Source organism: Pseudomonas oplopanacis (assembly GCF_057128725.1).
Window position 1 is genome coordinate 206,484 of record NZ_JBSKHV010000010.1, and the last position, 20,202, is coordinate 226,685.

Annotated in this window: 17 protein-coding genes; all 17 read right to left on the reverse strand. The window is 60.0% G+C overall.

The window, feature by feature from the left end; all coding sequences use genetic code 11:
• Positions 1 to 408: 408 nt before the first annotated feature.
• Entirely contained in the window at positions 409 to 1,872 is a 1,464-nt protein-coding gene (nuoN, locus tag ACWKV5_RS20395) for an NADH-quinone oxidoreductase subunit NuoN (protein WP_027925104.1), read from the reverse strand.
• Between the two features lie 7 nt (positions 1,873 to 1,879).
• Positions 1,880 to 3,412: an NADH-quinone oxidoreductase subunit M gene (gene nuoM, locus ACWKV5_RS20400; protein WP_483842756.1), complete on the reverse strand. Its 1,533-nt coding sequence runs from the start codon at positions 3,410 to 3,412 to the stop codon at positions 1,880 to 1,882.
• A 40-nt stretch (positions 3,413 to 3,452) separates the two neighbouring features.
• Positions 3,453 to 5,306 carry an NADH-quinone oxidoreductase subunit L gene (gene nuoL / locus ACWKV5_RS20405; RefSeq protein WP_483842757.1) on the reverse strand — a complete coding sequence of 618 codons (1,854 nt, stop codon included), beginning with the start codon at positions 5,304 to 5,306 and terminating at the stop codon, positions 3,453 to 3,455.
• Complete coding sequence (nuoK, locus tag ACWKV5_RS20410) at positions 5,303 to 5,611, reverse strand: NADH-quinone oxidoreductase subunit NuoK (protein WP_007946416.1); 309 nt, start codon at positions 5,609 to 5,611, stop codon at positions 5,303 to 5,305. The genes nuoL and nuoK overlap by 4 nt, the downstream gene beginning before the upstream one ends.
• A gap of 2 nt (positions 5,612 to 5,613) precedes the next feature.
• Positions 5,614 to 6,117, reverse strand: a complete 504-nt coding sequence (gene nuoJ / locus ACWKV5_RS20415; protein ID WP_348058466.1) for an NADH-quinone oxidoreductase subunit J — start codon at positions 6,115 to 6,117, stop codon at positions 5,614 to 5,616.
• A gap of 9 nt (positions 6,118 to 6,126) precedes the next feature.
• Positions 6,127 to 6,672, reverse strand: coding sequence for an NADH-quinone oxidoreductase subunit NuoI (gene nuoI, locus ACWKV5_RS20420; RefSeq protein ID WP_007946418.1), 546 nt, complete (start codon positions 6,670 to 6,672; stop codon positions 6,127 to 6,129).
• Positions 6,673 to 6,684: 12 nt separating this feature from the next.
• Positions 6,685 to 7,692, reverse strand: coding sequence for an NADH-quinone oxidoreductase subunit NuoH (gene nuoH / locus ACWKV5_RS20425; RefSeq protein ID WP_218439445.1), 1,008 nt, complete (start codon positions 7,690 to 7,692; stop codon positions 6,685 to 6,687).
• Positions 7,689 to 10,403, reverse strand: coding sequence for an NADH-quinone oxidoreductase subunit NuoG (gene nuoG / locus ACWKV5_RS20430; RefSeq protein ID WP_483842758.1), 2,715 nt, complete (start codon positions 10,401 to 10,403; stop codon positions 7,689 to 7,691). Before nuoG ends, nuoH begins: the two co-directional genes overlap by 4 nt.
• A gap of 138 nt (positions 10,404 to 10,541) precedes the next feature.
• Positions 10,542 to 11,897, reverse strand: coding sequence for an NADH-quinone oxidoreductase subunit NuoF (gene nuoF / locus ACWKV5_RS20435; protein WP_059182581.1), 1,356 nt, complete (start codon positions 11,895 to 11,897; stop codon positions 10,542 to 10,544).
• The gene (nuoE, locus tag ACWKV5_RS20440) at positions 11,894 to 12,391 is read right to left on the reverse strand and encodes an NADH-quinone oxidoreductase subunit NuoE (RefSeq protein ID WP_008020715.1); all 498 of its coding nucleotides are present in this window, start codon (positions 12,389 to 12,391) and stop codon (positions 11,894 to 11,896) included. Before nuoE ends, nuoF begins: the two co-directional genes overlap by 4 nt.
• A 2-nt stretch (positions 12,392 to 12,393) precedes the next feature.
• Complete coding sequence (gene nuoC / locus ACWKV5_RS20445; RefSeq protein ID WP_140667772.1) at positions 12,394 to 14,178, reverse strand: NADH-quinone oxidoreductase subunit C/D; 1,785 nt, start codon at positions 14,176 to 14,178, stop codon at positions 12,394 to 12,396.
• Positions 14,179 to 14,250: 72 nt separating this feature from the next.
• Positions 14,251 to 14,925, reverse strand: a complete 675-nt coding sequence (locus ACWKV5_RS20450; RefSeq protein WP_007946424.1) for a NuoB/complex I 20 kDa subunit family protein — start codon at positions 14,923 to 14,925, stop codon at positions 14,251 to 14,253.
• Between the two features lie 10 nt (positions 14,926 to 14,935).
• Positions 14,936 to 15,349 (reverse strand): NADH-quinone oxidoreductase subunit A, encoded by a 414-nt coding sequence (locus ACWKV5_RS20455; RefSeq protein WP_003223812.1) that lies wholly within the window; start codon positions 15,347 to 15,349, stop codon positions 14,936 to 14,938.
• 543 nt (positions 15,350 to 15,892) lie between these two features.
• Entirely contained in the window at positions 15,893 to 17,218 is a 1,326-nt protein-coding gene (aceA, locus tag ACWKV5_RS20460; RefSeq protein WP_028623958.1) for an isocitrate lyase, read from the reverse strand.
• A 474-nt stretch (positions 17,219 to 17,692) separates the two neighbouring features.
• A complete protein-coding gene (locus ACWKV5_RS20465) occupies positions 17,693 to 18,454 on the reverse strand; it encodes a secretin N-terminal domain-containing protein (RefSeq protein ID WP_483842759.1) in 762 nt (253 codons plus the stop codon).
• 140 nt (positions 18,455 to 18,594) lie between these two features.
• Positions 18,595 to 19,020: a GNAT family N-acetyltransferase gene (locus ACWKV5_RS20470; protein ID WP_483842760.1), complete on the reverse strand. Its 426-nt coding sequence runs from the start codon at positions 19,018 to 19,020 to the stop codon at positions 18,595 to 18,597.
• Positions 19,013 to 20,182 carry a ribosomal protein uL16 3-hydroxylase gene (locus tag ACWKV5_RS20475; RefSeq protein WP_483842761.1) on the reverse strand — a complete coding sequence of 390 codons (1,170 nt, stop codon included), beginning with the start codon at positions 20,180 to 20,182 and terminating at the stop codon, positions 19,013 to 19,015. Before ACWKV5_RS20475 ends, ACWKV5_RS20470 begins: the two co-directional genes overlap by 8 nt.
• Positions 20,183 to 20,202 lie beyond the last annotated feature (20 nt).

The window sequence follows — 20,202 nt, forward strand, 5'->3', positions numbered from 1 at the left end:
GTAGACCCCGGTTGTAAAAACACCTGTAGGACGAGTCGACCAGTACGGTGAGAGCATTCGATAAAGGGGAGGGGAAACTTGGCAGGGGGCTGGCCTGGAAAACGGTGGGTCAATCGATGTCTGAAGCCACTACCCCAGGTGCAAAAGCAGCAGCCGAAGGTGTCGTTTTATGTGCTTGATAGTCCGCCATCGCGAGCAGGCTCACTCCTACAGAATTGCGGGATGCCAGCAGGCTTCATGTACACCGCTAAACCTGTGGGAGCCGGGCTTGCCCGCGATGGCGGTGGGTCAGGCGAGCGCTTTCGGGGATTGCACAAGGAGGGCAGGGCAGCCGCAACACATCCCACAAACGCAAAAACGGCACCCGAAGGTGCCGTTTCTGTTTTCTACCGAGTGTCGCTTAAGCGATCAACCCGCCAACCCGGCCTGTTGAACCAGGACCAGCAATGGCTGCGGGTAAACGCCCAGGAAGAACGCCACCAGAGCGATCGCCAGCAGCATCACGCCGCCTGCACGTTGTTCCCAGTGCAGTTGCGCATCGTGGCGACGCAGGTTCGGTTCGATCAGGTACAGGGTGACCATCACACGCAGGTAGTAGAAAACGCCGATGGCGCTGCCCAGTACCAGGGAACCGACCAGCCACCATTGATGCGACTCGACACCGGTCGCGATGATGTAGAACTTGCCGATGAAGCCCGCGGTCAGCGGGATACCGGCCAGGGACAGCATCATCACGGTCAGTACGGCGGTCAGGTACGGACGGCGCCAGAACAGGCCGCGGTATTCGTACAGGGCATCCGCGTCACGGCCGTTGTACGGCGAGGACATCAGGGTGATCACGCCGAACGCGCCGAGGCTGGTGATCACGTAAGTGACCAGGTACACGCCGATGGCTTCCACGGCCAGACCTTTGCTCGCCACCAGGGCGATCAGCAGGTAGCCGAAGTGGGCGATGGACGAGTAACCCAGCAGACGCTTGAGGTTGCTTTGGGTCAGTGCCAGCAGGTTACCGAACAGGATCGACGCGATGGCGATGATGGTCAGCACGTCGCTCAGCACACCGCTGCTTGCCGCTGGGGAGATCTGGAACAGACGCACCATCACCGCGAATACAGCGACTTTGGAAGCGGTTGCCAGGAACGCGGCCACCGGTGCCGGAGCACCTTCGTACACGTCCGGGGTCCAGAGGTGGAACGGTACCAGCGACAGCTTGAACGCCAGACCGATCAGCATCATGCCCAGGCCCAGTTGCGCCAGCGAGCTTGGCAGGCCAGTGGCAGCCAGTGCTTGACCGATACCCACGAAGCTCAGCGAACCCGAGTCGGCGTACAGCAGTGCCATACCGAACAACAGGAACGCAGAACCGGCGGCCGACAGCACCATGTACTTGATACCGGCTTCCAGCGAACGCTTGTTGAAGAAGGCGTAAGCCACCAGACCGTAGACCGGCACCGACAGCAGTTCCAGACCGATGAACAAACCGGCCAGGTGCTGCGCGCTGACCAGAACCAGGCCACCGGCGGCGGACATCAGGATCAGCAGGTACAGTTCTTCACGGTTGCCCGGGTAACCCGAACCGCCATCGCCGAGGTAGGCGTGGGCGAGGGTCACACAAGCAAGGGTGGCGACCAGGATCAGCGCCATGTACAAGCAGGCGAAGCTATCGATTTGCAACAGCGGGGTCACGGCCAATGGCGCGACTTTCAGGGCTGGCAGGATCGACAGCAATGCCAGGTTCAGGCCCGCCACGGAAATCAGGAAGGTCTGAGAGTGGTTGCGGCGCCAGGCAATCGCCAGCATCACCACGATGATCGTGGCGCTGGTGATCAACAACGGCGCTAGCGCGATAAAGTGTTGAGTCGTGAATTCCATAGCGCTCTTACCGGGCCGAAGCGAGTTGAGTGAAGGCGGAGCCGAGCCACTGCTGCACGCCATGCATCGTCGCGGCAGAGGTATCGAGGAACGGTTGCGGGTACACGCCGATGTAAATCAGCAGCGCCGCCAGACCGACCACCATGATCAGTTCGCGACCATCCATGCCATGCAACACCGCGTCCGACTTGGACGGGCCGAAGTAGGCACGGTGGATCATGATCAGCGAGTAGACCGAACCAAACACCAGGCCCGACGTTGCGATCGCGGTGATCCACGGCGCAGCGGCGAAGGTGCCGATCAGGATCAGGAACTCACCGACGAAGTTACCGGTGCCCGGCAAGCCCAGGGACGCGGCTGCGAAGAACAGGCTGATGGCCGGCAGGTAAGCGATCTTCGACCACAGGCCACCCATTTCACGCATGTCGCGGGTGTGGGTGCGTTCGTACAACTGACCGCTGAGGATAAAGAGTGCCGCCGCCGACAGACCGTGCGCCAGCATCTGCATTACCGCGCCCTGCAGCGCCAGTTGGCTGCCGGAGTAGATGCCGATCAACACGAAGCCCATGTGGGAAACGGAGGAGTAGGCGATCAGACGCTTGATGTCGGTTTGGGCGAAGGCCAGGAACGCACCGTAGAAGATCCCGATCAGACCCAGGGTCATGGCAAACGGCGCGAACTCGGCCGAGGCATTCGGGAACAGCGGCAGGGCGAAACGCAGCAGGCCGTAAGCCGCTGTCTTCAACAAGATACCGGCCAGGTCGACCGAACCTGCTGTTGGCGCCTGGGCGTGAGCGTCAGGCAACCACGAGTGGAACGGTACGACCGGCAGCTTCACCGCGAAGGCGATGAAGAAGCCGAGCATCAGGATGTACTCGGTGGTGAGCGACATCTTGGTTTTCAGCAGGTCGGCGTAGTTGAACGTGATCACGCCGGTGCTGTTGAAGTTGACCAGCACCAGACCCAGGATCGCCACCAACATGATCAGGCCGGACGCCTGAGTGAAGATGAAGAACTTGGTCGCCGCGTAGATCCGGGTTTTCTTGCCGTCCGAAGAACTGTGACCCCAGAGCGCGATGAGGAAGTACATCGGCACCAGCATCATTTCCCAGAAGAAGAAGAACATGAACAGGTCGAGGGCGAGGAACACGCCGACGACACCGCCCAGGATCCACATCAGGTTCAGGTGGAAGAAGCCAACGTGACGTTGAATCTCTTTCCACGAGCACAGTACCGAGAGGATACCCAGCAGACCGGTCAGCAGGATCATCAGCAGCGACAGGCCGTCGAGGGCCAGGTGCACGCTGATGCCGAAGCGCTGGATCCAGATGTGCTTGAACTCAAGCGCCCAGGTCGGATCGGCGCCAGGCGCCGGTGCAAATGAGTAATTACCGTGGGCCCACAGCCAGAGGCCGAGTGCGAGTTCCAGGGTCATGGTCAACAGCGCAATCCAGCGGGGGAGGGTGGCGCCGAAGCGCTCACCCATCCAGCACAGCAGGCCGCCGATGAAGGGGATCAGGATTAGCCAAGGCAGAATCATGACGGGCTCAATTCCTTTCGCAAGTTCGCAAGGTTCATATTCAGACCGCTACCAGCACGATGGCGCCGATGACCAGCACGGAGCCGGCTGCCATCGAGGCTGCGTACCAACGCAGTTGACCGGTTTCGGTACGGCTCAGGGCGGTGTGACCACCTTTGGCCATACGCGGGATCAGACCGATGGTCTGGTCGAGCGGGTCTCTGCGCAGTGCGTGGCTGATCGCCAGGTAAGGCTTGACGAACAGTTTGTCGTAGATCCAGTCGAAGCCCCAGGCAGCAAACCACCAGGCCGAAAGGAAGCGGCCGATGCCGCTGTTGGCGATGGCAGTGACGAAACGACGCTTGCCCAGGAACAGCAACGCGGCCAGCAGGATACCGGCCAGGGCGATGGCGCCCGAAGCGATTTCCAGACTGTGCTTGGCTTCGCCGCCGGCATGCCCGACGCTTTCCGGCAACACACCGTGCAGCGGTGGAACGATCATCGCGCCGATGAAGGTCGACAGCACGATCAGCACCGACAGTGGCAGCCAGTGAGCGATACCGTGACCGGCGTGCGCTTCGGTCTTCGCTTCACCGTGGAACGCGATGAAGATCAGGCGGAAGGTGTACAGCGAGGTCATGAACGCGCCGACCAGACCGGCGTACAGCAGACCGTGGTTGCCGCTGGCAAACGCTTCCCAGAGGATTTCGTCCTTGGAGTAGAAACCGGCGGTGACCAGTGGCAGGGCAGACAGGGCCGCGCCGCCGACGATGAAGCTGGTGTAGGCCAGCGGCAGTTTCTTCCACAGGCCGCCCATCTTGAAGATGTTCTGCTCGTGGTGGCAGGCAACGATCACCGCACCGGAGGCAAGGAACAGCAGCGCCTTGAAGAAGGCGTGGGTCATCAGGTGGAAGATCGCGCCTTCCCATGCGCCAACGCCCAGCGCCAGGAACATGTAGCCGATCTGGCTCATGGTCGAGTAGGCGAGGATACGTTTGATGTCGGTCTGCACCAGTGCCGCGAAACCGGCGAGCACCAGGGTCACGCCGCCGACGATGCCGACGAGGTGCAGGATGTCCGGCGCCAACGCAAACAGGCCGTGGGTACGGGCAATCAGGTAAACGCCTGCGGTCACCATGGTTGCGGCGTGGATCAGTGCCGAAACCGGAGTAGGACCGGCCATCGCATCCGCCAGCCAGGTTTGCAGCGGCAGTTGCGCGGATTTACCGACAGCGCCGCCCAGCAGCATCAGGGTCGCCAGAACGATCCAGAAGTCGCCGACCTTGAAGTGCTCAGGTGCCTTGACCAGCAGTTCCTGGATGTTCAGCGTGCCCAACTGTTGGAACAGGATGAACAGGCCGATGGCCATGAACACGTCGCCGATACGGGTGACGATGAAGGCCTTGAGTGCCGCGTTACCGTTGTTGCGGTTGCTGTAGTAGAAACCGATCAACAGGTACGAGCACAGGCCCACGCCTTCCCAGCCGAAGTACAGGAACAACAGGTTATCGCCCAGGACCAGGAACAGCATGCTGGCGATAAACAGGTTGGTGTAGGCGAAGAAGCGCGAATAACCGGCTTCACCGCGCATGTACCAGGACGCGAACAGGTGGATCAGGAAGCCGACACCGACGACCACACCGAGCATGGTGACCGACAAGCCATCCAGGTACAGCGCGAAGTTCGGCGTAAAGCCTTCAACCGCCATCCACTGCCACAACACCTGGGTGTAGTGACCGCCCTCGGGCGGGGCGACGTTGAATTGCCAGATCACGTAAGCCGTGACGATGGCCGACAGACCGATGGAACCGACGCCGATCAGCGCCGACAGGTTTTCCGAGAAGCGGCCGCGTGAGAACGCCAGCAGCAGGAAACCTATGAGAGGGAATACGAAAGTCAGATAGAGAAGATTCATCCGCGCATCTCGCTGGCAGCGTCGATATCGAGAGTGTGGAAGCGGCGATACAGCTGCAACAGAATCGCCAGGCCAATACTGGCCTCGGCGGCTGCCAGGCTGATCACCAGGATGAACATGATCTGTCCATCCGGCTGCGCCCAGCGGCTACCGGCAACGATGAACGCCAGTGCGGAGGCATTCATCATGACCTCCAGGCTCATCAGCACGAAAAGGATGTTGCGGCGGACCATCAGGCCTACCAGACCGAGGCAGAACAGGATGCCGGCGACCGCCAGACCATGCTCCATAGGGATAGCAGGCATCGTCATTGCTCCTTGGCTTCGTTGCGGCCCAAGTGGAACGCCGTGACGGCTGCAGCGAGCAGCAGCATCGAGGCGAGTTCGACCACCAGCAGGTAAGGGCCAAACAGGCTGATGCCCACGGCCTTGGCGTCTACGGTGGTGTGGCCGATGGCCTGGCCGCTGGAATGGCTGAACAGCACGTACAGCAGTTCAACCAGCAGCAGGGCGCCGAGGGCGACCGGGCCGAGCCAGATGCCGGGCTTGAGCCAGACGCGCTCTTGCTGGACCGAGGCCGGGCCCAGGTTCAGCATCATCACCACGAACACGAACAGCACCATGATGGCGCCAGCGTAGGCGATCACTTCCAGGACACCGGCAAACGGTGCGCCGAGGGCGAAGAACGTCATGGCCACGGCGATCAGCGAAATGATCAGGTAGAGCAGGGCGTGCACAGGGTTGGTGTTGGTGATCACGCGAAGCGTGGACACCACAGCGATACCCGATGCGAAATAGAAAGCGAATTCCATCTTTCTTCCTTAAGGCAGCAAGCTCTTCACGTTGATCGGCTGGGCTTCGTTCTGCGCGGAGCCTTTCGGCTTCCCGGCAATCGCCATACCTGCAACACGATAGAAGTTGTAATCAGGGTTTTTGCCGGGGCCGGAGATCAGCAGATCTTCTTTCTCGTACACCAGGTCCTGACGTTTGAACTCGGCCATCTCGAAATCCGGTGTCAGCTGGATTGCGGTGGTCGGGCAGGCTTCCTCGCAGAGGCCGCAAAAGATGCAGCGCGAGAAGTTGATGCGGAAGAAGTCCGGGTACCAGCGACCGTCTTCGGTTTCAGCTTTCTGCAGCGAGATGCAACCCACCGGGCACGCCACGGCGCACAGGTTGCAGGCTACACAACGCTCTTCGCCATCAGGGTCGCGGGTCAGGACGATACGGCCACGGTAGCGCGGCGGCAGGTACACGGCTTCTTCCGGGTACTGCAGCGTGTCGCGCTTGCGGAAGGCGTGGCCGAAGATCATCACCAGGCTGCGAAGCTGGGTGAAGAAGCCATGCACGATGTCAAATATGTACTTCATGATTCTCTATCCTCACTGAGCCGCGACGGCGGGCGTGTTGAGCAACACGATCGCAGCGGTCACCAGCATGTTGACGAGGGTCAGCGGCAGGCAGAACTTCCAGCTGAAATCCATCACTTGGTCATACCGTGGGCGCGGAATAGAAGCGCGCAGCAGGATGAAGATCATGATGAAGAACGCGGTTTTCAGTGCAAACCAGATGAACGGGATCTGCGGCAGAATGCCGAACGGACCGTGCCAGCCACCGAAGAACAAGGTCACCAGCAGCGCTGAAATCAGCACGATGCCGATGTACTCACCGACGAAGAACATGCCCCATTTCATGCCGGCGTATTCAATGTGGTAACCGTCGGCCAGTTCCTGTTCCGCTTCCGGCTGGTCGAACGGGTGACGGTGAGTCACGGCGACGCCAGCGATGAAGAAGGTCAGGAAACCGAAGATCTGCGGAATGATGAACCACAGGTGTTGGGCCTGGTAATCAACGATGTCGCGCATGTTGAACGAGCCGACCTGGATCACGATGCCCATCAGCGACAGGCCCATGAACACTTCGTACGACACGGTTTGCGCCGAGGCCCGCAAGCTGCCCAGCAGGGCGAACTTGTTGTTACTCGACCAACCGGCGAACAACACCGCGTAGACCGACAGACCGGCCATGGCGAAGAAGAACAGGATGCCGATGTTCAGGTCCGCCACGCCCCAGGTCGGGGTGATCGGGATGATCGCGAAGGCAATCAGCAGGGCGCTCATGGCCACGACCGGTGCCAACGTGAAGATCATCTTGTCGGCGAACGGTGGGGTCCAGTCTTCCTTGAAGAACATCTTGATCATGTCGGCCGCGATCTGGAACGCGCCGAACGGGCCGACGCGGTTCGGACCGTAACGGTCCTGCCAGAGGGCGAGCAAACGACGCTCGACCCAGCTGAGCAACGCGCCGCACACCACCACGGCGAGCAGAATCACGATGGCCTGGATGACCGAGATGATCACGGCGATCACTTCAGGAGTGAACCAAGTCATTGCGCTGCCTCCTGCAGACCGTCAACGGATTTGCCAAAGATCGCTGGCGGAATGCCGGCGATGCCCGCAGGCAATGCAACCAGACCGGCACCCAGTTCTTCGTTGATGCGCAGCGGCAGACGCAAGGTCTGGCCAGCCACGTTCAAGCTGAGCATGGCGCCGTCATTGACACCCAGGCGATCGGCTTCGGACTTGGCCAAGGCAACGTAAGCGGCCGGGATGCGTTCCTGAACCGGCGCGGCTTTGGACGAGGTCTCTTCGCTGCCCAGCAGGTGGAAGAACGGCACAACCTGCCAGGTGCCCGGAGCCGGGTTGAACGCACGCGGTACAGCGGCGAACCAGTTCAGCGAATCACCGGTGCTTTCGATCAGGCGGGTGCCCGGGTCGCCAGCGCGGATGTGACCACCGACTTCGTCCTGGAACTTGTTCCAGGCTTGCGGCGAGTTCCAGCCCGGAGACCAGGCGAATGGCACTTGCTGACGCGGTTCGACCGAGCCCGAGTAACCTTCCATCGAGAAGTTGAACGCGGTGTCGTTGTCTTGCGGGGTACGCGGTTCGTGCACGCTGATGTCAGCACGCATGGCGGTACGACCGGAATAACGCAGCGGTTCGCGGGCCAGTTTCATGCCCTTGATGCGGAACGAGGCGGACGGTGCGGCATCAACGATACGCGCCAGTTGCGGCGTGCTCGACGCGACGGCAGCGGTGACGTGGTCCAGCTGGGTCCAGTCGATCGGCTGGTTCAGCAGGGTCGCGCGCAGGGCATGCAGCCAGCGCCAGCCTTCGTGAACCAGGATGCTCGCGTCCATGTACTTCGGATCGAAGACCTGGAAGAAGCGCTGGGCACGGCCTTCCTGGCTGACCAGGGTACCGTCGCCTTCAGCGAAGCTGGCGGCTGGCAGAACCAGGTGCGCGCGATCGCTGGTAGCGGTTTTTTGATGGTCGGCAACGATCACTACTTTCGCAGCGGTCAGTGCGGCATCAACCTTGGCTTTGTCGGTACGGGTGTACAGATCGTTTTCCAGCACGACGATGGCGTCGGCCTTGCCATCGATGACGGCTTGCAGCGCGGCGTCGACCGAGTCACCACCGAGCATGGCCAGGCCGAGGCTGTTGGCCTCTGGCACGATCAGGCTGAGGGAACCGTTTTTCTCGCGCAGCTTCAGGGCTTTGGCGATGTTGGCTGCCGCTTCGATCAGCGCCTTGGAACCCAACGAGGTGCCGGCAATGATCAATGGACGCTTGGCCGTGAGCAGGGCGTCGGCGATGCGCTTGGCCAGTTCCAGGGCTTCAGCGTCCAGGCCTTCAACGGCTGGAGCGCTGGCGTCGAGGGCGTGAGCCACGGCGAAACCGATGCGGGCCAGGTCGTCCGGTGCTGCGTGAACGCATTCTTCGGCGACGTCGTCGAGCTTGGTTTCAGCCAGGCTGGCGATGAACAACGGGTTCAGCGCGTGCTGACCGATGTTCTTCACCGCGGCGTCGAGCCAAGGCTGAACGCGCATCGCGTCGGCCATGTCTTCGGCCTTGCCTTTGACCGATTGACGCAGGGACAACGCCATACGGGCTGCAGTCTGGGTCAGGTCTTCGCCGAGAACGAAAATCGCGTCATGGTCTTCGATGTCGCGCATGTTCGGGATCGGCAGCGGGCTGTCTTTCAGCACCTGCATGACCAGACGAATGCGCTCCAGCTCGGCCGCTTCGATACCGGAGTAGAAGTGCTCGGCGCCGACCAGTTCGCGCAGCGCGTAGTTGCTTTCAAGGCTGGCACGCGGCGAACCGATACCGACGATGTTGCGACCGCGCAGCAGATCAGCAGCTTTATCCAGTGCTTCGTCGAGGCTCAGCTTGGCGCCGTTGGCCAGCAGAGGCTGACGCGGGCGGTCTTCGCGGTTGACGTAGCCATAGCCGAAACGGCCACGGTCGCACAGGAAGTACTGGTTTACCGAACCGTTGAAACGGTTTTCGATACGACGCAGTTCACCGTAGCGCTCGCCCGGGGAGATGTTGCAACCGCTGGAGCAGCCATGGCAGATGCTCGGCGAGAACTGCATGTCCCACTTGCGGTTGTAGCGCTCGGAGTGAGTCTTGTCGGTGAACACACCGGTCGGGCAGACCTCGGTGAGGTTGCCGGAGAACTCGCTTTCGAGGGTGCCGTCTTCAACGCGACCGAAGTACACGTTGTCGTGGGCACCGAATACACCGAGGTCGGTGCCGCCAGCGTAATCCTTATAGAAGCGCACGCAGCGGTAGCAAGCGATGCAGCGGTTCATTTCGTGGGAAATGAACGGGCCCAGTTGCTGGTTCTGGTGGGTACGCTTGGTGAAGCGGTAACGGCGCTCGTTGTGGCCGGTCATTACCGTCATGTCTTGCAGGTGGCAGTGACCGCCTTCTTCACAGACCGGGCAGTCGTGAGGGTGGTTGGTCATCAGCCATTCAACGACGCTGGCGCGGAATACTTTCGCTTCTTCGTCGTCGATGGAGATCCAGCTGCCGTCGGTGGCGGGCGTCATGCACGACATGACGATCCGACCACGCTTGTCGTTTTCGTCGGTGTACTGCTTGACCGCGCACTGGCGGCAAGCGCCAACGCTGCCGAGGGCTGGGTGCCAGCAGAAATAAGGGATATCGAGGCCTAGCGACAGACATGCCTGTAACAGGTTGTCTGCCCCATCGACTTCGAGCTCTTTGCCGTCTACGTGGATAGTGGCCATGGTTCAAAGTTCTTCGTTGGCCCGGTGTCAGCGGGCGTGGCTAATGGAATCTTGTTATTCGCGTGAATCAACACAGCCGTTAAAGGCGTCATCACACGAGAAGGCGAAGGGCACGGACCCTTCGCCTTCTTTAAGCGTTTACGCGCCGACTACGATCGGCCTTGCCAGAGGCGGGACGACGGCGCTGACAGGCGCGATGCCGGCTTCGAACTCATGGCGGAAGTATTTGATTGCGCTGCCCAACGGCTCCACGGCGCCCGGTGCGTGAGCACAGAAGGTCTTGCCAGGGCCGAGGAAGCCGACCAGACCCAGCAGGGTCTCGATATCGCCGGCTTGCCCTTCACCGTTCTCGATCGCACGCAGGAGCTTGACGCTCCACGGCAAACCGTCACGGCACGGGGTGCAGAAACCGCACGACTCACGGGAGAAGAACTCTTCCATGTTGCGCAGCAGGGAAACCATGTTGACGCTGTCGTCCACCGCCATGGCCAGGCCGGTACCCATACGGGTGCCCACCTTGGCGATGCCGCCGGCGTACATTTGTGCGTCCAGGTGTTCCGGCAACAGGAAACCGGTACCGGCGCCGCCAGGCTGCCAGCACTTGAGCTTGAAGCCGTCGCGCATGCCACCGGCGTAGTCTTCGAACAACTCACGACCGGTGACGCCGAATGGCAGCTCCCACAGGCCCGGGTTCTTGACCTTGCCGGAGAAGCCCATGAGCTTGGTGCCCATGTCTTCACTGCCTTCGCGGGACAACGATTTGTACCAGTCCACGCCGTCGGCAATGATCGCCGGCACGTTGCACAGGGTTTCAACGTTGTTCACGCAGGTCGGCTTGCCCCACACGCCAACGGCGGCAGGGAAGGGCGGCTTGGAGCGCGGGTTGGCGCGGCGGCCTTCCAGGGAGTTGATCAGTGCGGTTTCTTCACCGCAGATGTAACGCCCGGCGCCGGTGTGGACGAACAGCTCGAAATCGAAGCCGCTGCCCAGGATGTTCTTGCCCAACAGGCCAGCTGCCTTGGCTTCTTCCACTGCACGGTTGAGGTGCTTGGCAGCGGTGGTGTACTCGCCACGCAGGAAGATGTAGCCACGGTAGGTTTTCAGCGCGCGAGCACTGATCAGCATGCCTTCGATCAGCAGATGGGGCAGTTGCTCCATCAGCATGCGGTCTTTCCAGGTGTTCGGCTCCATTTCATCCGCGTTGCACAGCAGGTAGCGGATGTTGATGGATTCGTCCTTGGGCATCAGGCCCCACTTAACGCCCGTGGGGAAGCCTGCACCGCCGCGACCTTTAAGACCGGAGTCTTTCACGGTCTGGACGATGTCGTCCTGAGCCATGTCGGCGAAGGCCTTTCGTGCAGCGGCGTAACCGTTCTTGGCCTGGTACTCGTCGAGCCACACGGCTTCGCCGTCGTCACGCAGACGCCAGGTCAGCGGGTGAGTCTCGGCCGAACGCTTGATGCGGTTGGCAGGACCGAAGGAAGTCAGGGTCATACGTAGCCCTCGAGCAATTTGGCAACGCCGGCAGGCTGCACATCACCGAAAGTGTCGTCGTCGATCATCAACGCCGGCGCCTTGTCACAGTTGCCGAGGCAGCAGACCGGCAGCAGGGTGAAACGACCGTCGGCGGTGGTCTGACCCAGGCCGATGCCCAGCTTGCTCTGGATTTCGCTGACCACGGATTCGTGACCACCGATGTAGCAGACCATGCTGTCGCAAACGCGAATGATGTGACGGCCCACTGGCTGACGGAAGATCTGGCTATAGAACGTCGCCACGCCTTCAACGTCGCTCGCCGGAATGCCGAGGATCTCGCCGATGGCGTACAGAGCGCCGTCCGGCACCCAGCCACGTTCCTTCTGGACGATCTTCAGGGCTTCGATCGACGCCGCGCGCGGGTCTTCGTAGTGATGCAACTCGTGCTCGATGGCCGAGCGCTCGGTTTCACTCAAGGTGAAACGGTCTGTCTGGATAAGCGTGCTGTTCATGCTTAGCGGTCCACGTCGGCCATAACGAAATCGATACTACCCAGGTACGCAATCAAGTCCGCGACCATGCTGCCTTTGATCACCGAAGGGATCTGCTGCAGGTGCGGGAAGCTTGGGGTACGAATCCGGGTGCGGTAGCTCATGGTGCCGCCATCGCTCGTCAGGTAATAACTGTTGATGCCCTTGGTCGCTTCGATCATCTGGAAGGATTCGTTGGCCGGCATGACCGGGCCCCACGAAACTTGCAGGAAGTGCGTGATCAGGGTCTCGATGTGCTGCAGCGTGCGCTCTTTCGGCGGCGGCGTGGTCAGCGGGTGATCCGCCTTGTACGGGCCTTCCGGCATGTTGCGCATGCACTGCTCGATGATCTTGATGCTCTGGCGCATTTCTTCGACGCGCACGATGCAACGATCGTAGGCATCGCCATTGGCGGCCAGCGGCACTTCGAATTCGAAGTTTTCGTAACCGGAGTATGGACGTGCCTTACGCAGGTCGAAGTCGCAACCGGTCGAACGCAGGCCTGCACCGGTGACGCCCCATTCCAGGGCTTCTTTGGTGTTGTAGGCGGCGACGCCGATGGTCCGGCCTTTCAGGATGCTGTTGTCCAGGGCGGCTTTCTGGTATTCGTCCAGACGCTTTGGCATCCACTCGACGAAGTCTTTCACCAGTTTTTCCCAACCGCGCGGCAGGTCGTGGGCGACGCCACCGATGCGGTACCAGGCCGGGTGCAGACGGAAACCGGTAATGGCTTCGATCACCGTGTACGCCTTCTGACGGTCGGTGAACGTGAAGAACACCGGGGTCATGGCGCCGACGTCCTGGATGTAGGTACCCAGGAACAGCAGGTGGCTGGTGATCCGGAAGAACTCGGCCATCATGATGCGGATGACGTCGACCTTCTCGGGCACCTTGATGCCGGCCAGCTTCTCGACCGAGAGCACGTACGGCAGGTTGTTCATCACGCCGCCGAGGTAGTCGATACGGTCGGTGTACGGGATGAAGCTGTGCCAGGACTGACGCTCGGCCATCTTCTCGGCACCACGGTGGTGGTAACCAACGTCCGGCACGCAGTCGACGATCTCTTCACCGTCCAGCTGCAGGATGATGCGGAACGCACCGTGCGCGGAAGGGTGGTTAGGACCAAGGTTGAGGAACATGTAGTCCTCGTTCGCACCGGAACGCTTCATGCCCCAGTCTTCAGGCTTGAAGCGCGCGGCTTCTTCCTCAAGCTGTTGCTTGGCCAGGTTCAGGGTGAACGGGTCGAACTCGGTGGCACGGGCCGGGAAGTCCTTGCGCAGCGGGTGACCTTCCCAGGTCGGCGGCATCATGATGCGGGTCAGGTGCGGGTGACCGGCAAAGTTGATGCCGTACATGTCCCACACTTCACGCTCGTACCAGTTGGCGTTCGGCCACAGACCGGTCACGGTCGGCACGTTGAGGTCGCTCTCGGACAAGGCGACCTTGATCATCACGTCACTATTACGTTCGATCGACATCAAGTGATAGAACACAGTGAAGTCGGCGCCGCTTGGCAGCCCTTGACGCTTGGTGCGCAGACGCTCGTCCACGCCGTGCAGGTCATAGAGCATGACGTACGGCTTGGGCAGGTTACGCAGGAAGGTCAGGACTTCGACGAGTTTGGCGCGCGCAACCCAAAGCACCGGCATGCCGGTGCGGGTAGGCTGGGCGGTGAACGCGTCCGCGCCAAAACGGTTGTTCAGTTCGACGACCACATCCTGGTCGTCTGCCTTATAAGGCGGGATGTACAGAGCACTGCCTGTAGTCATGGTTATTTATCGCTTTCGGTCAACGTAAAGAATGAAGCCAGTGTCTCGTTCTATTAAAGAAGCAGATCTGGATCAGACTTCGTCGGGGCTGCGCAGGTTGGTGACTGCGATTCGCTGTTCGCGGCGCTTTTCCTTTTCGGAAGGCATCTCGGCGCGGTAGACGCCTTGATCACCAACGACCCAGGAAAGCGGACGACGCTCCTGTCCAATCGACTCTTGCAAGAGCATCAAGCCTTGCAGGAAAGCTTCAGGACGGGGCGGGCAGCCAGGCACGTAGACGTCCACGGGCAGGAACTTGTCCACCCCTTGAACGACAGAGTAGATGTCGTACATGCCACCGGAGTTGGCGCACGAACCCATGGAGATAACCCATTTAGGTTCGAGCATTTGCTCGTAGAGACGCTGAATGATCGGCGCCATCTTGATGAAGCAGGTACCGGCGATAACCATGAAATCCGCCTGGCGCGGCGATGCCCGGATAACCTCGGCGCCAAAGCGCGCGATGTCGTGGGGCGCCGTGAAGGCGGTGGTCATTTCCACGTAGCAGCACGAAAGACCGAAGTTATACGGCCACAGGGAGTTCTTGCGCCCCCAGTTGATCGTGCCGTTAAGCACGTCTTCGAGCTTGCCCATGAAGATGTTTTTGTGGACTTGATCTTCTAACGGATCGGAAACGGTTTCCCGTTCGCCAATCGGATACTGCTCGTTAGGAGCATCGGGGTCGATCCTGGTGAGATTGTATTGCATTGCCAAAGCCTCATTGTTTCAGCTTCGCTTGCCGCTTACGACGAGCTTCCGGAGCCCAGTCAAGGGCGCCCACTCGGAATAGGTAGACAAGGCCTGCCAACAGAATTGCTATGAAAACGAGAGCTTCGACGAATCCGGTCCAGCCGCTTTCGCGGACGGACACAGACCATGCAAAGAGAAAGAGGGCTTCGATATCGAAGATCACGAAGAGCATCGCGACCAGATAGAATTTGGCTGAGAGCCGCAGACGGGCGCCACCTGTAGGTAGCATGCCGGATTCGAACGGTTCGTTTTTGCTGCGGCCCCAGGCTTTTGACCCAAGGAGGCTGGAAACGCCGAGCATGAAGGCGCAGAGGCCGACGACGCCCAGAAGGAAAATGGCAAAGCCCCAGTTGTGGGCCATGAGTCCTGTCGCTTCGGGCATGCTGGTAATCCTTAACAGAGAGCAAAGGTCTCTGAGCTTGAAAAGAAACAAAGCAGTGACGATATGTCGCAGCAATCAATCCCGCTGATTTTATGGCACAACACTCAGCAAGTAAAATTCCTATAGCGAAATTATTTACAGGAATAAGGACATAGCGCACCTCCAAAGCCCCGCAACCCATGCGTTACGGGCATTAGCCGGGTTTTCATCAATATTGTTTTGTAGGGAATGTAACGAACATAGTTATGGCTAAATGATAATCAATATTGTTTGCAGTGGTTTTTAAACTGGTTATCCGGATTGGGGCCGCGAAGTTGTCTTTTATGCGCGTTACAGCAAGTAGTGAAGGCGACGGTTTTAACGGATTTTTCTGACCCTGATACCGCGCTGGATCAATGTTTTTCCTGTCTCGCCACGGACCCCTGTGGTGTTTGAGGAATCGCAGGCAAAAAAACGCCCCGAACCAGTCGGGGCGTCAGATGTGCGGCGCTGCGGTTAGCTTTCTATCTGGCCCGCAGCGGCCGATCGATCAAGCGAAGCAGATCAGTGGAACTGTTCTTCTTCAGTCGAACCGGTCAGTGCGGTTACCGAAGACGAGCCACCTTGAATCACAGTGGTCATGTCGTCGAAGTAGCCGGTGCCCACTTCCTGCTGGTGAGCCACGAAGGTGTAGCCTTTCGAAGCGTCAGCGAACTCTTGCTCTTGCAGTTTCACGTAGGCAGTCATGTCGTTGCGGGCGTAGTCGTGCGCCAGGTTGAACATGCTGTGCCACATGTTGTGAATGCCGGCCAGGGTGATGAACTGGTGCTTGTAACCCATGGCGGACAGTTCGCGCTGGAACTTGGCGATGGTCGCGTCGTCCAGGTTTTTCTTCCAGTTGAAGGAAGGCGAGCAGTTGTACGACAGCAGTTGGTCCGGGTATTCCTTTTTGATCGCTTCAGCGAAGCGACGAGCCTCGTCCAGATCCGGCTTGGCGGTTTCGCACCAGATCAGGTCGGCGTACGGAGCGTAAGCCAGGCCGCGAGCGATGGCCTGGTCCAGACCGGCGCGCACTTTGTAGAAGCCTTCCTGGGTACGTTCGCCAGTCACGAATGGCTGGTCGTACGGGTCGCAGTCGGAAGTCAGCAGGTCAGCGGCGTTAGCGTCGGTACGGGCCAGGATGATGGTCGGAGTACCGGCAACGTCTGCTGCCAGACGGGCAGCGGTCAGCTTCTGTACGGCTTCCTGGGTAGGAACCAGTACCTTGCCGCCCATGTGGCCGCATTTCTTCACGGAAGCCAGTTGGTCTTCGAAGTGAACGCCGGCGGCGCCTGCTTCGATCATGCTTTTCATCAGCTCGTAAGCGTTCAGTACGCCGCCGAAACCGGCTTCAGCGTCAGCCACGATTGGGGCGAAGTAGTCGATGTAGCCTTCGTCGCCCGGGCCTTTGCCGGCTTTCCACTGGATCTGGTCAGCACGACGGAACGAGTTGTTGATGCGCTTGACCACGGTTGGAACGGAGTCCACCGGGTACAGCGACTGGTCCGGGTACATCGATTCGGCGGAGTTGTTGTCCGCAGCCACTTGCCAGCCCGACAGGTAGATCGCCTGGATACCGGCTTTAACTTGCTGTACAGCCTGGCCGCCGGTCAGGGCGCCCATGCAGTTGACGAAATCTTTCTCAGGACGGAAGGAAGGCTTGGCGCCCTGGGTGACCAGGTTCCACAGCTTTTCGGCGCCCATTTTTGCAAAGGTGTGCTCAGGTTGAACCGAGCCACGCAGGCGGACGACGTCAGCAGCGGAGTAAGCGCGAGTCACGCCTTTCCAGCGTGGGTTTTCAGCCCAATCTTTTTCGAGGGCTGCAATTTGCTGTTCGCGTGTCAGTGCCATGGAGATAAACCTCGTCGCGTCTTTTACGGAAAGTTGTTCTGCGGTGGAAAATTCATGCGCTCGCTGACCAGAAGCTTGGTGGTCAAGTCGGATTTGGCGGGGGTGGCGACGGGATGAACGATGGGCTCGAGGGGAAGTGAGCAGGTAAGGGCAAACTGGCGAACGCATTGGGGCATCGTGGGCCTTGGTGCAAACATCAGTGTAAAGCCGGGTTACCTAATTACGCTTCCGTCCCTCGGGACAACTTCGTTCCAGTCGGCAACCTCGTCAAACACACCTTGTGGGCGGTACAGACACGAAGCGGCTCGCGGGGTAGGTGCGAGCATCGCTTCGAAGGCCCTTGCCAGGGCCCCTGATTAGCGGGAGCGAGGCCATCATGCCTTTGCTTTTTTCGATCGTCAAACGTTTTGTAGTGCTTTTTTTCAGGCACTACATCTTTGGTCTAATACGACTAATCAGTCAGTTTTCGGTGGTTTAGTCCAAAGTATCGACTTTCACCCGCAGGGTCATGTCATCCCGGCCCTGAGTAGCGTAGTTGCGGCTCGTGCCCTGTTTGTCGGCCTGGGTCTGACGGTTGACGCCAGCCAGCAGGATCCATTCGCCGAGGCGGCCCGTGACAGTTGTGTCGGTACTTTGCACGTTCACTACATCGGGACGTTCCTGGCTCATGCGGTCACGGTTGGTACTGATCGCCAGGTGAACGATGTCGCCGGTGACGCTGGCGGTGACATAGAAGCCTTGAGTGACGTTGCGGTATTCGGTCTGGCTGCGCAAATCGCCGTAGGAGTCGGTCTGCGAACTGGTGAGCGGTACGCTCTGGCCGACCTGAATCAGTGCGGGCGTGCCTTCGCTGGCCTGAACCTGCTGGATGCCACCGTCGCGACTGGCGGTGCCGTAATTGATGATTCGGGTCTGGCTTGGCTTGGCGCCGTTGACCGAGACGCCCTGATCGCCCTGAAAGTTGTTTTCATTGGTGTCGACGGTAATCAACAAGCGCTTGGCCGCGACGTCGAGTTGGCTGATCAGGGTTTTAAGTTCGTCGATCTTGCGTTGATCTGCGTTGACGATCAGCTGATTGCCGTAGGCGCTGACCTGGCCTTCCTTGCCAATGAAATCCTGCGCCATGGGCAGCATGTCGGCGCTGGTGCGGTAGTTCAGGGGCACGATCTCGGTGGCTGCCATGGCTGAAAAACTGCAGGTCAGCAACAGGGTGGTGAGCAGGGTGCGTAGGGACATATCCGTTATCTCCGACATCTTGAAGTGTTGATATTGCCAGTTTGTCGGCCCGACGTGGTGCAAGTTGAATCGTAGACAGCAAAACGCCCCGGCATCGGTTGATGGCGGGGCGTTTTGTGGTGTTCTCTGTGGCGAGGGTGTTACGCCGAGTGACGCACCATGTCCACATGTGGAATCCCGGCTTCCAGGAATTCCTCGCTGAGGATGTGAAAACCCAGGCGCTCATAGAACGCCGTGGCCTGCACCTGCGCGCTGAGCATCTGCTGCTTCAGGCCGCGCTCCTCGGCTTCACCGATTACCGCATGCATCAATGCATCGCCGACCTTCAGGCCGCGCCAGTCCTTGAGCACCGAAACCCGGCCGATGTGGCCATCGGGCAGCAGGCGCGCGGTGCCAATCGGGAAGTCGCCTTCGAAGGCCAGGAAATGCACCGCAGTGGCGTCATCGGCATCCCATTCCAGCTCAGGTGGAACGGATTGCTCGGCGATGAATACCGTCTCACGAATGCGCCGGATCTCGGCGATGTCCTTCTGCCAGTCTGCGACACGTACGTGAATTTTATTCATCAGCAAACCCCAGGCTGCCTTGCTTGATCAATTCGCAGATCAGGCCTCGGCCGTCTTCGTCGCTCAGCCACTCGCCGAGGTTGTCGATGTGCAGCGCGTCAGCGGCGCAAATCATTTTCAGCAGTTCGCGCAACTTGCCCGGCAGGTAGCGGCTCTGGCCGCTGGCGAACAGCAGCAGGTCGTCATCGACTTCGGACCAGGCGAGGCGGGCGCTTGGGTTGCGGATCAGGACGGCGCCTTGCTCAAGGCTGGCGAGCAGGTCGTCTTCTTCGATCTCTTCCGGGCCAACCACCAGTTCCGGGTAGCGCGGCTCGGTCATGTACTGGCCAAACCAGGTCAGCAGCAGGCGCTCGTCGCTCATGTGCTCGGCCAGCAGGCTTTTCAGGCGATCAAGGGCGTCGTGCTGGATCTGGTGTGGATCGACCGCAGGCAGGGCGTCGGCGTCGGTGTAACGCTCTTCGTCGGTCAGGAACTGGCTGAGGAAGTCGGTGAAGTGGGTCAGCACTTCAGCGGCGCTCGGCGCACGGAAACCCACCGAGTACGTCATGCAGTCATCGACCGCGACGCCGCAGTGAGCCAGGCGCGGCGGCAGGTACAGCATGTCGCCCGGTTCCAGGACCCACTCTTCGGTAGCTTCGAATTCAGCGAGGATGCGCAGGTCTGCGTGTGGCAGCAACTTGCTTTCGGAGTCGCACATCTGGCCGATTTTCCAGTTGCGCTTGCCGTGGCCTTGCAGCAGGAACACGTCGTAGTTGTCGAAGTGCGGACCGACGCTGCCACCTGGGGCGGCGAAGCTGATCATCACGTCGTCGACGCGCCAGCTCGGCAGAAAGCGGAAGTTTTCCAGCAGTTCGCTGACTTCCGGCACAAACTGATCGACCGCTTGAACCAGCAGGGTCCAGTCACGTTCCGGCAGTTTGCTGAATTCGTCTTCGGCGAACGGGCCGCGGCGCAATTCCCATGGGCGCTCGCCGTTCTCGATCACCAGGCGTGATTCGACTTCTTCTTCCAGTGCCAGGCCGGCCAGTTCGTCGGCGTCGATCGGGCTTTCGAAATCAGGAATCGCCTGGCGGATCAGCAGCGGTTTTTTCTGCCAGTAGTCGCGCAAGAATTCGCGCGCCGTGATGCCGCCCAGAAGTTGAAGAGGAATGTCAGGATTCATGTGTAACCTATTGAAAAAAA

Bases quoted from the DNA above. Each gene is read 5' to 3' on its own strand.
- nuoH (WP_218439445.1), bottom strand. From the start codon at position 7,692: ATGACTTGGTTCACTCCTGAAGTGATCGCCGTGATCATCTCGGTCATC.
- ACWKV5_RS20450 (WP_007946424.1), bottom strand. From the start codon at position 14,925: ATGCAATACAATCTCACCAGGATCGACCCCGATGCTCCTAACGAGCAG.
- nuoI (WP_007946418.1), bottom strand. From the start codon at position 6,672: ATGAAGTACATATTTGACATCGTGCATGGCTTCTTCACCCAGCTTCGC.
- ACWKV5_RS20455 (WP_003223812.1), bottom strand. From the start codon at position 15,349: ATGCCCGAAGCGACAGGACTCATGGCCCACAACTGGGGCTTTGCCATT.
- nuoE (WP_008020715.1), bottom strand. From the start codon at position 12,391: ATGAACAGCACGCTTATCCAGACAGACCGTTTCACCTTGAGTGAAACC.
- aceA (WP_028623958.1), bottom strand. From the start codon at position 17,218: ATGGCACTGACACGCGAACAGCAAATTGCAGCCCTCGAAAAAGATTGG.
- ACWKV5_RS20470 (WP_483842760.1), bottom strand. From the start codon at position 19,020: ATGAATAAAATTCACGTACGTGTCGCAGACTGGCAGAAGGACATCGCC.
- ACWKV5_RS20465 (WP_483842759.1), bottom strand. From the start codon at position 18,454: ATGTCCCTACGCACCCTGCTCACCACCCTGTTGCTGACCTGCAGTTTT.
- nuoF (WP_059182581.1), bottom strand. From the start codon at position 11,897: ATGACCCTGACTTCCTTCGGTCCTGCCAACCGCATCAAGCGTTCGGCC.
- nuoN (WP_027925104.1), bottom strand. From the start codon at position 1,872: ATGGAATTCACGACTCAACACTTTATCGCGCTAGCGCCGTTGTTGATC.
- nuoK (WP_007946416.1), bottom strand. From the start codon at position 5,611: ATGCCTGCTATCCCTATGGAGCATGGTCTGGCGGTCGCCGGCATCCTG.
- ACWKV5_RS20475 (WP_483842761.1), bottom strand. From the start codon at position 20,182: ATGAATCCTGACATTCCTCTTCAACTTCTGGGCGGCATCACGGCGCGC.
- nuoM (WP_483842756.1), bottom strand. From the start codon at position 3,412: ATGATTCTGCCTTGGCTAATCCTGATCCCCTTCATCGGCGGCCTGCTG.
- nuoJ (WP_348058466.1), bottom strand. From the start codon at position 6,117: ATGGAATTCGCTTTCTATTTCGCATCGGGTATCGCTGTGGTGTCCACG.
- nuoG (WP_483842758.1), bottom strand. From the start codon at position 10,403: ATGGCCACTATCCACGTAGACGGCAAAGAGCTCGAAGTCGATGGGGCA.
- nuoC (WP_140667772.1), bottom strand. From the start codon at position 14,178: ATGACTACAGGCAGTGCTCTGTACATCCCGCCTTATAAGGCAGACGAC.
- nuoL (WP_483842757.1), bottom strand. From the start codon at position 5,306: ATGAATCTTCTCTATCTGACTTTCGTATTCCCTCTCATAGGTTTCCTG.